Annotated in this window: 13 protein-coding genes and 1 pseudogene; 6 read left to right on the forward strand and 8 right to left on the reverse strand. The window is 34.1% G+C overall.

All coding sequences use genetic code 11. The annotated features are described in order from the left end of the window. Nucleotides 1-14: 14 nt before the first annotated feature. The 3 genes from OOL01_RS07355 to OOL01_RS07365 are packed head-to-tail and all read right to left on the reverse strand — an operon-like array spanning nucleotide 15 to nucleotide 5,271. Entirely contained in the window at nucleotides 15-2,567 is a 2,553-nt protein-coding gene (locus OOL01_RS07355; protein ID WP_264686704.1) for a TrbL/VirB6 family protein, read from the reverse strand. After that, complete coding sequence (locus tag OOL01_RS07360) at nucleotides 2,560-4,965, reverse strand: VirB4 family type IV secretion/conjugal transfer ATPase (RefSeq protein ID WP_010402460.1); 2,406 nt, start codon at nucleotides 4,963-4,965, stop codon at nucleotides 2,560-2,562. The genes OOL01_RS07355 and OOL01_RS07360 overlap by 8 nt, the downstream gene beginning before the upstream one ends. A gap of 9 nt (nucleotides 4,966-4,974) precedes the next feature. Then, a complete protein-coding gene (locus tag OOL01_RS07365; RefSeq protein WP_006015054.1) occupies nucleotides 4,975-5,271 on the reverse strand; it encodes a type IV secretion system protein VirB3 in 297 nt (98 codons plus the stop codon). Nucleotides 5,272-5,335: 64 nt separating this feature from the next. Here OOL01_RS07365 and OOL01_RS07370 point away from each other — a divergent pair, with 64 nt between their 5' ends. Continuing rightward, nucleotides 5,336-6,913 (forward strand): lysine--tRNA ligase, encoded by a 1,578-nt coding sequence (locus OOL01_RS07370; RefSeq protein ID WP_264686705.1) that lies wholly within the window; start codon nucleotides 5,336-5,338, stop codon nucleotides 6,911-6,913. Nucleotides 6,914-7,494: 581 nt separating this feature from the next. On the opposite strand, the gene OOL01_RS07375 is transcribed toward OOL01_RS07370, so the two are convergent. Continuing rightward, nucleotides 7,495-7,896: a hypothetical protein gene (locus OOL01_RS07375; RefSeq protein WP_264686706.1), complete on the reverse strand. Its 402-nt coding sequence runs from the start codon at nucleotides 7,894-7,896 to the stop codon at nucleotides 7,495-7,497. A 127-nt stretch (nucleotides 7,897-8,023) separates the two neighbouring features. On the opposite strand from OOL01_RS07375, the pseudogene OOL01_RS07380 reads away from it, so the two are divergent. After that, nucleotides 8,024-8,895 (forward strand): annotated as a pseudogene (locus tag OOL01_RS07380) (IS982 family transposase). A 26-nt stretch (nucleotides 8,896-8,921) separates the two neighbouring features. Here OOL01_RS07380 and OOL01_RS07385 read toward each other — a convergent pair. From OOL01_RS07385 to OOL01_RS07395, 3 genes are all read right to left on the reverse strand, one after another. After that, the gene (locus OOL01_RS07385) at nucleotides 8,922-9,500 is read right to left on the reverse strand and encodes an RlmE family RNA methyltransferase (protein WP_264686707.1); all 579 of its coding nucleotides are present in this window, start codon (nucleotides 9,498-9,500) and stop codon (nucleotides 8,922-8,924) included. Between the two features lie 75 nt (nucleotides 9,501-9,575). Beyond that, nucleotides 9,576-10,091: a PopZ family protein gene (locus tag OOL01_RS07390; protein ID WP_010402496.1), complete on the reverse strand. Its 516-nt coding sequence runs from the start codon at nucleotides 10,089-10,091 to the stop codon at nucleotides 9,576-9,578. Nucleotides 10,092-10,101: 10 nt separating this feature from the next. Next, the gene (locus OOL01_RS07395) at nucleotides 10,102-11,340 is read right to left on the reverse strand and encodes a TolC family protein (RefSeq protein ID WP_264686708.1); all 1,239 of its coding nucleotides are present in this window, start codon (nucleotides 11,338-11,340) and stop codon (nucleotides 10,102-10,104) included. Between the two features lie 104 nt (nucleotides 11,341-11,444). Between OOL01_RS07395 and rplM the strand changes: the two genes are divergently transcribed. The 3 genes from rplM to OOL01_RS07410 all read left to right on the forward strand — a co-directional run bounded on the left by rplM (nucleotide 11,445) and on the right by OOL01_RS07410 (nucleotide 12,800). Continuing rightward, entirely contained in the window at nucleotides 11,445-11,903 is a 459-nt protein-coding gene (gene rplM / locus OOL01_RS07400) for a 50S ribosomal protein L13 (protein WP_006014941.1), read from the forward strand. Beyond that, entirely contained in the window at nucleotides 11,903-12,352 is a 450-nt protein-coding gene (rpsI, locus tag OOL01_RS07405; protein ID WP_010402504.1) for a 30S ribosomal protein S9, read from the forward strand. Before rplM ends, rpsI begins: the two co-directional genes overlap by 1 nt. 145 nt (nucleotides 12,353-12,497) lie before the next feature. Next, complete coding sequence (locus OOL01_RS07410) at nucleotides 12,498-12,800, forward strand: HU family DNA-binding protein (protein ID WP_019236673.1); 303 nt, start codon at nucleotides 12,498-12,500, stop codon at nucleotides 12,798-12,800. 1 nt (nucleotide 12,801) lies between these two features. On the opposite strand, the gene OOL01_RS07415 is transcribed toward OOL01_RS07410, so the two are convergent. Beyond that, complete coding sequence (locus tag OOL01_RS07415; RefSeq protein WP_010402508.1) at nucleotides 12,802-13,509, reverse strand: pyridoxine 5'-phosphate synthase; 708 nt, start codon at nucleotides 13,507-13,509, stop codon at nucleotides 12,802-12,804. 372 nt (nucleotides 13,510-13,881) lie between these two features. On the opposite strand from OOL01_RS07415, the gene OOL01_RS07420 reads away from it, so the two are divergent. Continuing rightward, nucleotides 13,882-14,337, forward strand: coding sequence for an Hsp20/alpha crystallin family protein (locus OOL01_RS07420; protein ID WP_264686709.1), 456 nt, complete (start codon nucleotides 13,882-13,884; stop codon nucleotides 14,335-14,337). Nucleotides 14,338-14,491: the final 154 nt, after the last annotated feature.

Raw genomic sequence — 14,491 nt, forward strand, 5'->3', positions numbered from 1 at the left:
TTACTCACCTGCGCTCACTCTCCACCTGGTTTTATAGATTCACTAGAGGAAGATCCCGATCCCTTATTATCATCTCCACCTCCTCCAATAGCCCCTCTTGCCTTATTTACAGCCGCAGCAGCAACTTGACCAGCACCTCCAGCAGCAGATAAAGCTTTATTCACCATTTGTGCAGGAGTGCTACCTGAACCAAGTGCTGCCCTGTGATTACCAGCAAGCTCAGCAGCCATGCCGGGAAGAACGTTTAAAAAGTGGTAAAAGAGGAATAATACTAAACACAATTTTAATAATTCTCCGATTAGAGAGCTGCCAAACTCCATGTATGTAAAGTCGAATAGACCAAGTATGCTGCTCTTTTTAAAGCTATAATTTTGCATCATACATGCGAGAGTAGTTTCATTTTTATCACATTCCCCATCTTTCAATTTAAACCACTGTTTTTTCTTACTATATGAGATTTCTGCTTGTTTCTTTTCATATGACTTGTCTGGTTGTTCATTTTTATATGACTCGTCCAGTTTAAAATTTAAATTTTTAAAATAGATTTTATCACATGCTATGAACATAAAGGATAAAAACGCAAAAAGGATAACCGGGTATAAGCTATAGGTAATCAACTCTTTCACCCAGCCGTCAAAATATCCTTTGGTGTGTTGGAATAAAACCATAGGAATAAACAAAGGTGATAGAATAACAATTACACTTAAAGCAACTAGAGATAAAATAAATACATAGCACATCCACAAAATAACCATCATCAGCAAAATGGCCATAAATATACAGACAAGAGCTACTAAAATTTGTCCACCAGCGAAAATAATACCAATCACCGAACCTGCAACTAACAAGACAGGAGCAGCGCCAAGCAAAACCGCTAACGTTGCAACACCTCCAGTACCAATTTTGCCACCAATTCCATCTAAAGGGGCACCTAAATAAAATAAAATTCTGCAATCAAGCCTATCCCAAGGTGCAAGATAACTGTAGGATACCTTCTGCCCTGCACGATCGTATTCATAATCTTTACCTGCCTCATAATTACATATATTTTTACTCTCAGATGAAGCTTTAAGCACTATTTCTGATAAGCCGTTCGAAAGTTTTGTTAATTCCCCGTAATAATGAGACATAGTGCTACCTGTCGTAAAGTAAATCACTAAAGCGAATTTAATGATCAATATATACATTTCTTGTGGACTACGCATTCCACCAGACATGGCTTTTATAGAGAACAATATCAAAGCTAAAATTAAGATAGCAGTAACAGTGTTCTTCAGTCTTTTTTGTGCTACAGACAAAAAACTACCCTTAGCATGTCCATTTTTGTCTGTAAGTAAGTTACCACTTGAATCAATACCTGCCACTAAATTATCTAACGACTCCTTAATACATTGCACTATCATAGAAGTTATAGGAATAGGAGATAATGACTTACTTCCCGCTTGATTGTAGCAAGCTTCAGAGACATACGAGCTAAAACAGCTTTTATTGTCATAACCTACAAAAATTTTTCCTTCTTTTTCTTTTTTCCTGATAAGAGTTTTATAATCGTCATCCCTGTTCCTTTCTTCACCACCTGTACCATCTTTATTTTTGAATAATATCACAGATTGTTCACACATAGGAGCAATCGGATCAGGTGGTAATTCCGTGCATCCTATATCAATTCCTTGCGGCCAAGCAGTTCCAGCTGCCCTAACTTCAGCCAATTCCACACATAACCTACCCATTTTTCTCACTGCCCTGAACGTTGATCCATATATGTCTTCGCTCTGTCCTGCTTTGAGAACTTTACATTTCAGCTCACCATCGACCGTCGGGGACCATGACCCATCTACATATCCAGTATCTTTTTCCCTTACATCAAAGTCTATGTATCCAGGTTTTTCTCTGGAATCAAAGTCTTTCTTGTTAAAAAGATTACCAAAAGTTAAAGGATTTCGATGACATATTTCTATATATTCACTGTATTGCACACCGTTTTTTGGCCAGTAGTAGTGTTCCCTATCAACATTCACAACATCCCAATCAGTAAAGTTTAAAATATCTTTCTCTGTTTGTTTTCCATCTTTTCCTGATCTTTTCTGTAATGCAGAAAAATATTCATCTTCTGTTCGATAATTTTTATCTGTATCACCACTATAACCTGTATCTTTTAGTTTAAAATTTTTATATCTCCCATCATTATCGTATGCAACTGGATGCCTAACAAAACTATGCTGACAAACAATAAGTCCCCCAACTGCCTTCCAGACTCCAACAATTGCAGCTATCATTCCAACGATAACAAGAGCAGTAAATAAACCAGCAGAAGAGACAATCAAAACAATACCAGTAAATATTGCACCAATAGCAATTGCTATCCCAGCAACTGCTGCAGATGTTTCAAACGCCTTACAGTCAGGATTAGAGGCACGGCTAAAGCTACCAGTAGAATTAAATCTGCTAACAAATTCCGTTTTGTCAGTACCACTTACTGTATCTGCAAACACTGGATACGAGAGCAAAAAATCTATATTTAACAAAAATATCGCAACTAACAGTAATGACAGTTTAGTTTTAAACATTTTTCACCTTTTGATAAAACACAGGCAACCACATCTTTGGATCATCTCCGACTTCTTTCAGTATATCATATAACAATAGAACACTTTCCGCACGTCCAGATAACACGTTGACCACATCATCCAAATCTTTCAGATCTATTCTAGCTACTACAGCATTAACTCCCTGCTTTACTAAAAAGAATCTAGTACTTGGATCTGTGTGTTTGATCAGTATGTACTCACGTTCAGTTAACATAAAAACATCTCGATAGACACTAGTAGCTTTCAGATTTGGCAAAAAAATTTGTGTTGCTGTCTGCTGTACAAGCGTATCACTAATAGCACTTTTACTTGCATCTTCAACACTCTGAGTAGCAAAAACTACAAAAGCATTTAACTTTCTCAGCACTTTCAACCAGTCTTTTATCTTAGGTGCAAAAACTGGATTATCTATTAACGCCCATGCTTCATCAAGAACAATAATAGATGGAGTGCCATCAAGCGATATACTAATCCTATGAAACAAATAAATCAAGACCGGCCCAAGAGCAACAGGATCTTTTAGCAAGCTAGCCATTTCAAAGCCAAACACTCTTGCTTTTGAAAAATCTAGCAAATCTTCTTTATTGTCAAATATTGCAGCATGAGAGCCATCATCATGCCACATAGATATTGCTCCAGCTAGAGTATCAGGGCCCGCAAGTCCTAAAAATGGTACAAGATTTCTCAAAAATCTGTCTTCTTTTTTTAATTTAAAATTTCCCTCAATTGCATCATTAATTCTAGCAATATCTTCTGAAGTGAATTTATCGTTGTACACTAAAATTAAAGATTTTATCCATTCCATCAAAAATGTTTTATTATCAGGAGTATCGTCAAGTTGCAGAGGATTAAAATTTGTCTTAGTTCTTGGTTCTATTATAGTATAGATACCACCAAGTGCTCTTAAAAAAATTTCTGCACCGCGATCTTTATCAAAAAAGAATATTCTTGGAGAAAATTTCATTGCTTGAGCACATAAAAAATTCATTAAAACAGTTTTGCCAGCACCTGTTGGCCCAATTATCATAGTATGTCCAACATCCCTTATATGAAAGTTGAAGAAAAATGGAGTGCCAGATGTTGTATCAAAAACTGTAACAGCATCTCCCCAGTGGTTATTGAATTTTTTACCAGTAGGATAATTATGTTGAGATGCAAAACCGGCCAAATTAAGACTACTTATTGTACCTTTTCTTACTATATAATCAAAATTACCAGGAATTTGCGCCCAAAATGCTGGTTCTAGATTAACCCTCTCACGAACAGGATAAACACCACAATTAGAAAGCTCCGATTCAACCAATGATAAAGCATTGTCCAATGATTTAGGGCTTTTTTCTATACATAAGATAGTTAAATGGTGTTCACCAAACGCAATTTTACCACTCATTGCATCATCAAGCGCATGAGAAATTTCTGCTATTTGAGAAATAGCTTTATCTGCAGATTGTATCATACGATTTTGCTGTATCTGCATTTTCGCAATTGCCATTTGCCTATTTGTAAATTGAAAAGACTGCGTGATAATAAATTCATAAGGAAGTTGTAAAAAAGAATCAAGCATTCCTGCGGAAGTATTATTTCCATATTCTTTGATACTAACTATTCCAGCATATTTACTTTCATTATGAGTCACAACCTGTATCATCTTATGGCCAAAAAATAACCTATGAACTGGTAAGTATCTTGATATTTCAGTTTTTAGTGGAAAAAGCGTATTTGTAACAAAGCCACAATTTACAATTCTAGACAGAAACTCCATTATTTCACAAAACAGCCCGTTTGGAGTTTCTTTTACTCCAAGGACTTTAGGCGAATAATTCCTAAGGCTTGTTACTATACGATTTGTCGTTTCCTCTAAATCTTCATAGGTATCACGCATATCACTTTCCCAAGCATGTTTTGAAGTTACATGCCCAAATTTTTTCAGTAGATGTGATAAAAATTCTACTCCCTTTGTATCTGCCCTACGAATAATCGTAATGTATAAATCATTAATAAAAGATTGCCTAGTTGCGTGTTTTTCTCTCCATTTTAGATTTACATGGTTAGCAAAAAAATTTGGTAAACTCTGGTTTGCAAATTCATCAGAAAAGATATTCTTCTTACGCCTGATGGTATGAAAGTACAAACTAAATGCTGGAGATGAAATGCTTCTTAGCATCTGATTTCTGATATTATTTTGTATCACCAAGTCTTCATCATCGGCCGTTTCAAACGCAAAGCCATTTAATTTTATAAATTTAACTAACCAATTCTGCTTTGTTATCAAGGTTGTACTATTCCAATAGCAAGAATAAGGTATAAATTCGGCAGCGTGAACCTCTCTACTTAGAATAGATTTATTCTTTGATTGAATAGCTCTAAATCTCAACATTGCATAACATCAAGTAATGTCATAAGAATTGGCTCCATGATAAAACCGATTTAAACATTTGGAACATTTTCCCAACTTTACCATAAATAACTCAATAAACAACGGTTCCTTTGCAGAAGCTATATAGCCAAGTCCATGTATACCTGGTAACATCAGGAGAATTACTCTAAGATCATTTGTATTAATGAAAATTAGCATGCAAATTAGAACGTTTAATATTGCAAACATATAACTCACACCAAAGAGCATTGCAGGTCTTGTAAGACCTTTAAATAATTGATTCGTTTGTATGCTGCCAGTAGACATATCTTTAACCTTCTAATAAGAGCTCTAACACTAATACTACATCATTAATTAAAAATCTATTGAAATGAATAGCACTTTAGGTAAGATAATTAATTTAAATTCAATGATTATAAGCTGGCCATTTCAAGAAGCAGAAAAAATACTACAAGAATTCCCTAATAAAAAAGAGATAATATTTGAGACTGGTTATGGTCCCTCGGGTTTACCACATATTGGTACTTTTGGGGAAGTTTTTCGTACCACAGTTATTGCAAACGCTCTAAAAAAAATAGCTCCTAGTATAAAAACCAAAATCATTGCAGTTTCCGACGATATGGATGGTTTGCGAAAAATACCAGATAATGTACCAAATCAGGAAATGCTAAGAGAGAATCTGAACAAGCCATTAACCATGATACCTGACCCATTTGGCACTCATGAGAGTTATGGTCATCACATGAATTCGTTGTTGTGTAAATTTCTTGATTTGTTTGGATTTGAATACGAATTTAGGAGTGCAACAGAGTGTTATAAATCTGGCGTTTACGATGAAAAACTTTTACTCCTGCTGAAAAATTATGATAAAGTGATGGAAGTAATGCTTCCATCATTTCGGGAAGAAAGGCAGCAGACTTACAGTCCATTCTTGCCGATATGCCCAAAAACTTCCCAAGTTTTACAAGTTCCAGTAATTGAAACAAATACAGATAAAGGAACAATCACGTATGAAGACCCAAACGGGGAAAAAATAGAAGTTCCAGTGACAAAAGGAAAATGTAAACTGCAATGGAAACCTGATTGGGGGATGAGGTGGGCTGCATTCGGAGTTAATTACGAAGCTCATGGAAAGGATTTGACTCCATCTGCTGTGCTTTCAAGTCAAATATGTAAAATACTTGGAGAAAAGCCACCGCTTTTGTTTTGCTATGAGTTATTTCTTGATAAAGAAGGAAAGAAGATATCAAAATCAAAAGGAAATGGTATTTCAATTGAGGAGTGGCTAACTTATGCACCCACAGAGAGTTTAGCGTTATACATCTTTCAGAGTCCTAAAAAAGCTAAACGTTTATATTTTGATGTGATACCAAAATCAACTGATGAATATTTGGAATTTGTTAAGCGTTATAATGAAAGTAAAGAAAAGGATGTAAATAACCCTGTATGGCACATCCACCAGGGTAAAGTTCCAAACGTAGAAACTTCAGGCATAAATTTTTCGTTACTTTTAAACCTGGCAGCAGCTTGTAATGCTGAAAATAAAGAGATTCTTTGGGGTTTTATATCAACTTATGCACCAAACGTTACACCAGAAAGCAACAAAATGCTAGATAGGCTTTCGGATTTTGCAGTTAGGTATTATCACGACTTTATCAAGCCAACAAAAGCGTATAAAGCTTCAAACGAAAAAGAGAAAGAAGCGTTGCTAGATTTAAAGAACAACCTACATTCCCTGCCTATTACAGCCACTGCTGAAGAGATTCAATCTCAGGTTTTCTCCATCGGAAAAAAACATAATTACAATAACTTACGCGATTGGTTTCAGTTGCTATATGAAACGCTGCTTGGCCAAAAAACCGGTCCTAGAATGGGATCTTTTATAAAGCTTTATGGGATAGATAATACAATCTCTCTTATAGAAAGTGCTACTGAACGTACACTTTAGAGTTTACCTTCTTTCATTTGAGCCCTCTAGTTTTATTACTTGACAAACCTTCCCACTTTCCTTATTATACTAATAAAGGTATTTATCCTTGTTTTTGGGCTCAACGACAAAATTCAGGTGTTTATTGGCAAATTACATAAAATTATAGCAGCTTTTTTTATTTTTTCTACATTCAGCCAAATCGCGCTTGTTAGCACATTATCAATTTACATTATTAAAACTCGCTATACGGGGATTCTTTTGTCTTTTTTTATTTAGTAAATTTCTTAATATTTGTAGCTAAAGTAATTTTAGAGAGCCAGCGCGTGACCAACCTGGTCAGTTTTCTGAATCCCAGTATTGGAATAACAAGAAAGAGGGCGCTGGGATGACACCATTTGCTGTCTTCAAAATGAATGTTAATACACCTAGGATGTTTAAACCTTAATTCTGTTTTGGTGTTAAGCAAGGTATCTAGATACCTTGCTAAATAAAAAATTGGAAAAAAAGGAAGAAGAGACTTCTTCCTTAAATAGTGCAAAAACTTTTTACATTATTTATAAAACCTTTTAATGTTGCCAGTAAGTGTGTTCCAGGATTTTCTAGACTACAATCAGGCTTACTATCGTCCACTGCACTATTCTGACTAAGCTTTGATATTTTTTTGCAATAGCCTCCTTTAACTCATCACAAGGCTTCAACACTTCATATATAATGCCACCAGCAACAAGTCCTGTGAGTACAGCAGCAGCCACAGCTATCCCAGCCATAGCACCTACTGATAATGATACACCAATAAAATATGCAGAAGTAACTATTATCGCAGCTACAACAGATGCAATAACAAATATACCAACACCCGAGATTATTGCTAGCATAATTGCTTCTTTAGTAAGTTCTTTATCTAGAGTTTTGTTATCACGATTACCTAATAAAGGATCAGCACCTGCTTTTAATAGAGCTCTTACTATCTTTTTATGATGTCCCCGAGCAGCAACGCACAAAGGAGTGTCTCCATATTTATTTGGAAGATTAATACTACTAACGCTAATTCTGGATTAGAAGAGAATAGAAAAGAAGTGGAAATAGGGTAAACTCAGCTAATATTAAGAAATTAAAGTGAGGATACCCATGAATAAAGATATAACGGAACTATTTTGCTTGGTCGACGATTTTTGTAAAGCTATAGAAGAAAATTTTGCAGACAAACTACTTTCAAGCAACAAAAAGCCTACAAGAATACCGAAAATTACACTTTCTGAAATCATTACAATAATTCTTATCTATCAACAATCTCCATGTGAAAATTTCAAAGCTTTCTACCTGCATCACTTAACATTTTTCTACAAATCAGATTTTTCAAAGTTGCCTTCATATACTAGGTTTGTTGCACTAAAACCTAGGGTTCTGTGGCATTTAGCAATGTTATTAAAGTGGCTTTGTGAAAAGTCTAAAAATACTGGTATCTCATATATTGATTCAACTCCTATTGCAATTTGCCATGCAAAAAGAATATCTAAAAATAAGGTTTTTGCTGGTATTGCAAAATTAAGCAAGAGCTCTTACGGCTGGTTTTTTGGTTTTAAATTACATCTAGTTATTAATGATAAAGGAGAAATTCAGGCACTTACGCTAACAAAAGGCAATGTTGATGACAAAAAAACTGTATCCCATCTGACAAAAAAATTAACAGGTCTCTTGTTTGGTGATAAGGGTTACATAAAAAAGGAGCTTTTTCAAGAGTTGTTTGACCGCGGATTAAAGCTTATTACCAAAGTGAAAAAAACATGAAAAATGCTTTAATCTCTCTAAATGAAAAGATTTTGCTGAGAAAAAGGTCTATTATTGAAACGGTTTTTGGTTATTTGAAAAACAGATTAGAAATTGAGCATACTCGCCATAGATCTCTTACTAATTTTTTGGTTCATATCTTCTCTACTCTTATTTCCTATTCCATGAAACCCAAAAAGCCTTCTATTTCCTATACTTTCTTCCTCCCTTAATCCAGAATTAGCGTTGTAAGTACCTGCTATACAGAATAGTTGCCACCAATAAAGCCTAAACTTACTAAATACATTTCTGTAGATTCAGATCTACTTGACTTTGGTTTGAAGTATCTTACTGTTTTAAACATTTTTTTTAGCTCATTGCAGAAATCTTTATCAGACTCTCCTTGAAAAATTTTTACTACAAATTTGCCATCATGATTCAAAAAATGCTTTGCAAAATTGAGCGCTGCTCCGCATAAAAGCATAATTCTGATATGATCTAACGATTTTAAACCGCAAGATTCTGGTGCCATATCAGATAAAATTACATCAAATTTGTGATCCTTGAATTTTTCTCTTAAAATTTCAAGTTCGCTGATAATATCACACTGTATACACTCTACTCCACTAATTGCGTTTATTGGTTTTATGTCAACAGCAATCACACTCGCTCCTTTCTTAGATGCAACTTGTGACCATCCACCAGGAAAAGCGCCAAGATCAATAATTTTTTGCCCTTGTTGGAGTAGTTTAAATTTATCGTCTATTTCTATTAACTTATATGCCGAGCGCGATCTATAACCGTCCTTATTGGTTTTTTGCACATACTGATCATTCAAATGGCGATGTAGCCATCTTGTTGAAGATAACTTTCTACCTCTAGCTGTTTTTACTCTGGTCTTTATACTAATAACCTACTTATTATTGATTATATCTTTGAGCTCTTTTTCAACTACTTCTTTTACCAATGCATGTAGATACTTATTCAGCCACTCTGAAAGCTGAGGTTTTAAAAGAGATACAACTAATTCTTCAACAGTAAGATCCGCTCTTTTTTGTTGTTTATGCCGTAGTTCGCTTTGCATCTTTTCAAGCAATGTTTTAATTTCCTCCATATTTTCTTTTAAAACTAAATGCTCGTTACTTTGTTCTTGATAGCTCACTTTGTTATTACTCATTTGGATATTATCATACAAATTTTTCTCTTCTGAGTTGTAACTATTAAATTGGTTATTCATTTTCTCACTTTGACAATCATTCTCTTCTTCACTATTTTCTTTTTCTTCGATGTCTTCTGGGTACTCCTCTTCAAGGCATAGTACATCATCATCTTCATCGATTACTTCTGCTTTATCAACACTTGCATTTTTACCCGATATAGCTTTTTTTATATCTTCTAGGATATCTTTTACAGATTGATTATCGCTCATACCATTAAATTTAAAGGTTTATACTATTTATCATAAAAAGCAAGTTGTAAACACTAATTACATAATTGCTTTTTGCTCCAACCAGATCGGAGCGTGCTTTAAATAATGCATCTTCAGTGTCCAAAAGGTCAGATGTACTCTTTAAACTTAAGTTTACCTCTTGCTTAACTCCTTCCAATGCTAAAGCTGCTGCTTTTTCCGCTTCTTGACTTGCTTTAATAATAGCTTTTGCTGTCAGCACGTTATTCCAAGCATTTACAACTGCTTCTTCTATATTTTTTACCGTTTCATAATAATCGTAGGTAGATTTTTTTGCATCCATTTTAGCTTTACTGACACCAAAAGCATTCGCTCCTTTTTTAAAGATTGGAACATCAAGAGTAAAAACTATATGAACATTTTCTAATAGCTTGTCTAATTTTACACCATCTTTCCCAAAATTTTTGTTTGCTCTTAGATTTAAAGAAGGAAGCCACTTGGAGCTTTCAGCGATCACTTCCATTCCAGCAGCTCTTTTTTGATAAACTGCTGCTTTTAGAGATAAATTATTGGTTTTTGCTAATTGTAAACATTCATTTAGCTCTGGAACAGAAGGTAATTTATCATTAGCTTCAGAAAGTTCATCAGCATCTTCGCCAATCAAATGATAATAAGCAATATTTGCCAATTTTAATTTACCTTCAGCATCAACTCTTTCGGATATAGAAGACGAAAATTTTGCTTTTGCTAGCAAAACTTCAGCATTAGTAACTTCTCCAAGGGAAAAGCGTTTTTTCATAGCTGACAAATGTTCCAAAGAAACGCGTTCTCTATGTTCTCTGAGCTTTAATATTTCTGTCTTTTGTAAAACACTAACATATGCTTTCACAGCATTAAGTGCAAGCTCTTGTTTTGACTGCTGAAATTGCATTTTTGCTGCTTTGAGAAGATTACTTGATCGACTGAATGTAGCAAAGGTGCCACCACCATCTATTATTCTTTGACTTAATATTAGATCCTTTCCAGAGTTTTCCAGGCTAAAACTACTATCGAAATTATATTGTAAATTAATGTCAGGTAAAAATCCAGCTAACCCAGAAGATTTATAATATTTTTCTGCGCTTTTATATTGGTAAAATTGAGACTTTATTTTTGAGCTATTTTTGATAGCTTTGCTTATAGCCTCTTCCAAATCGATTGCATAGCAATCTATAGCACTAAAAGCGATTACAAATATAATAATCAATCGAAACATTTTGCTTTCTAGCATATTATTAAAGTTATTAGCATAAATTACTTTAATAATCAATAACTAATGTTGTTGACACTATCAAGCAACTTAGTATATCATAATCTACTGTTATATATTGATATATGAAAACTTTTTTCTTAAAAGAGAAACAAGTCGATAAAAAATGGCTTGTTATAGATGCAGAAGGATTAGTAGTAGGAAGGCTTGCAGCGTTTGTAGCAGCGCTATTGCGTGGAAAGCATAAGCCTGAATACACACCTCATATGGATTGTGGAGATAATGTAATTATTGTTAATGCAGAAAAGGTACATTTTACCGGAAAGAAACTTAAAGATAAAATCTACTATAGGCATACAGGTTATTCTGGTGGTTTAAAGAAAACTACTCCAGATAATATTTTAAATGGCAAATTCCCTGAGCGTGTGATAAAAATGGCAGTAAAAAGAATGCTTGATGATGGTCCTATGGCACGTAGACGGTTTGAAAATTTGTATGTTTATTCTGGTTCAGAACATAAGCATCAAGGACAGCAACCTGAAAAAATAGATTTTGCCTCTTTAAATCGTAAAAATAAGAAATAATGGAGCAAAAAGTGAAAATAAATAATAATGATCAGCCAAAAAAGGCAATGATTGACTCACTTGGTCGTTCATATGCCACAGGTCGAAGGAAAGAATCTGTAGCAAGAGTATGGATAAAGCCAGGAAGTGGAAAATTTAGTGTTAATAAAAAAGATGATTTAATTTCTTATTTTAAAAGAGAATCAGTGTGTCAAATGATTAAAGCGCCATTCATAGTAACTTCTATGTTAGATAGGTATGATGTGTTTGCAACTGTAAAAGGTGGAGGACTATCTGGCCAAGCAGGTGCCTTAGCTCATGGAATAAGCAGAGCTTTAAGTAGTATAAGTCAAGATCTACACTCTATATTACGTAAGGGTGGATTCCTAACTAGAGATTCACGTGTTGTTGAGCGTAAGAAATATGGTCAACATAAAGCTCGGAAAAAATGTCAGTTTTCTAAGAGATAATTGTTTCATAATGGTATTTTTTTGTAAATATTATACAAGTTCTTACAAGGGTTTATGACATTTTCTCTTTTTATGACGAATTTAGTTGACTATTGGCATTAGCATAATATGCTGTTTATGTAATTTTTCAATATTAAGGTAATTTATGAGTAAAGAAGATATAGTAAACCAACTGAGTCAAGAGTGCTCTAGTCAAGGTATAGATATAACAAAAGCTAGTTTGGGTAAGCTTCATGATATTTTTATGGAAACAATCAAGAACGATCTAAATCGTAAAGGTGAAATACGTTTGCATGGAATAGGGACATTCTCTACTGCTATAAGTAAGGAAAGACAATGCCGTAATCCTCAAAATGGTGAGATTATGACCGTTCCTGAAAAGAAAAGAGTAAGGTTTAAAGCAAGTCAAGCTCTTTCAAGTACTTTAAATACCAAAGAGAAAGTATAAGCTACTTAGATATTGTCATTTTCATCTTTTTAGTTACACTATGTAAGCCATGAAATATAGCCTCGCTGATTAAAGAATGGCCTATATTAAGAGCTGAGATGTGAGGTATCTCTTTTATTCTTTTAGCATGTTTATAGTTTATGCCATGCCCTGCGTGGCATTCTATTCCTAGCTTATTAATGTATTCTGCAGAGTTAGTAATAAGTTTTAATTTTTCTTCTGATGGATTATCACAGTAATCCCCTGTGTGAATTTCTATTATGTCAGGCTTTCTTTCTAGCTTCTCAAGATATTTTAGTTGATTAATATTTGGATCGATAAACAGTGAGACTTTTATGTCAAAGCTATGCATTTCCTCTATTATACCAGAAAGTTTACTGTGCATATTCACGATATTCAGGCCACCTTCGGTTGTTAATTCTTCTCTTTTTTCTGGTACTATACAAATCGAATAGGGTTTTACTTCTTTTGCTATTTTGAGCATTTCTTCCGTAGCTGCGATTTCAAGATTTAACTCAGTGCTAATGTTTTGTTTTAGATTGAATACATCCTCATCTCTGATATGCCTTCTGTCTTCTCGTAAGTGTACGGTGATAAAATCTGCTCCAGCATCAATAGCTATTTTTGCTGCTTTTAATGGATCTGGATAAGAAGCTCCACGTGCGTTGCGAAGGGTTGCAACGTGATCAATATTAACGCCCAATTTCACAATTTACCTCAAAAATTATTTATAAATTATACATATTATTAGATCTTATGCATGTCATTGTTTAATGCCATAGCTGAAAGACGGAGCTAGCAGTTATACCAATTCTCATTGTTGGCAAGTCAAATAAGAAACATTCAAAATTGTTTGATTGTGGAAGTGGAAAGAGAAGTAATAAATTTGCATACACTTGCCCTTTTTTACAGTTAATCTAGTTTATAGAACTACTCGTGGTAATCCAAACAAGATTTTTTCTCATAATCAAGTTATAGTAAACGGGGAAAATTTTTCGCATCTAAAAAATTTTAGATTTAGGATTGAAATTAATAAGTGGAGTGATTATGTAATGCATGTATTAGTAAAAGGAGGTACAACATGAGTAATATAGTTCATTTAAATAAAAACAATAATCGTGATAATTTTAGTGTAAGAGGGTTACAAAGAGCCGTTGATGACATATTTGATAGCTTTTTTACAGGATGGAACCCAGAGCTTTCCAAAAGAGGCAGTATTCTACTACCAGTTTGTGATTTTTATGAAACAAAGGAAAGCTATTGCCTATCATTAGAGTTACCAGGTATTCCTAAAGAAAGCATAGACATTAGTATATCTGGCGATAACTTAATAGTGAAGGGTGAAAAAACATGTAATAATGAATCAAAAGATAAGCAGTTTTACCATAAAGAAAGGTACTATGGTTCTTTCTATAGATCTATTCAACTTCCAACAAATGTAGAGCAAGATAAGGTATCTGCCAACTTTTTAGATGGAGTATTGCATGTAACCATACCTAAATCAGAGAAACACATCAAGAAAATTGATGTAAAGTAACCAGTAAGTAGGTGTTATGAAAATAGCTGACGTTGGCTTCTTTATGACGATGTCATCCGAGTAGCTGACACATAGCTGTACGAATATTCATTTTTGAAGACAGCAAATGGTGTCATGCCAGTGCTTGACACTGGCATCCAGCAAAATTTATCGA

This window comes from Wolbachia endosymbiont (group B) of Rhopobota naevana, from assembly GCF_947250615.1.
GTDB lineage: Bacteria > Pseudomonadota > Alphaproteobacteria > Rickettsiales > Anaplasmataceae > Wolbachia.

Excerpts from the sequence above, each read along its gene's own strand:
- OOL01_RS07365 (WP_006015054.1), bottom strand. The coding sequence starts at position 5,271 with ATGTCTACTGGCAGCATACAAACGAATCAATTATTTAAAGGTCTTACA.
- OOL01_RS07410 (WP_019236673.1), top strand. The coding sequence starts at position 12,498 with ATGAGTAAAGAAGATATAGTAAACCAACTGAGTCAAGAGTGCTCTAGT.
- OOL01_RS07395 (WP_264686708.1), bottom strand. The coding sequence starts at position 11,340 with ATGCTAGAAAGCAAAATGTTTCGATTGATTATTATATTTGTAATCGCT.
- rpsI (WP_010402504.1), top strand. The coding sequence starts at position 11,903 with ATGGAGCAAAAAGTGAAAATAAATAATAATGATCAGCCAAAAAAGGCA.
- OOL01_RS07355 (WP_264686704.1), bottom strand. The coding sequence starts at position 2,567 with ATGTTTAAAACTAAACTGTCATTACTGTTAGTTGCGATATTTTTGTTA.
- OOL01_RS07360 (WP_010402460.1), bottom strand. The coding sequence starts at position 4,965 with ATGTTGAGATTTAGAGCTATTCAATCAAAGAATAAATCTATTCTAAGT.
- OOL01_RS07390 (WP_010402496.1), bottom strand. The coding sequence starts at position 10,091 with ATGAGCGATAATCAATCTGTAAAAGATATCCTAGAAGATATAAAAAAA.
- OOL01_RS07370 (WP_264686705.1), top strand. The coding sequence starts at position 5,336 with ATGAATAGCACTTTAGGTAAGATAATTAATTTAAATTCAATGATTATA.
- rplM (WP_006014941.1), top strand. The coding sequence starts at position 11,445 with ATGAAAACTTTTTTCTTAAAAGAGAAACAAGTCGATAAAAAATGGCTT.
- OOL01_RS07420 (WP_264686709.1), top strand. The coding sequence starts at position 13,882 with ATGAGTAATATAGTTCATTTAAATAAAAACAATAATCGTGATAATTTT.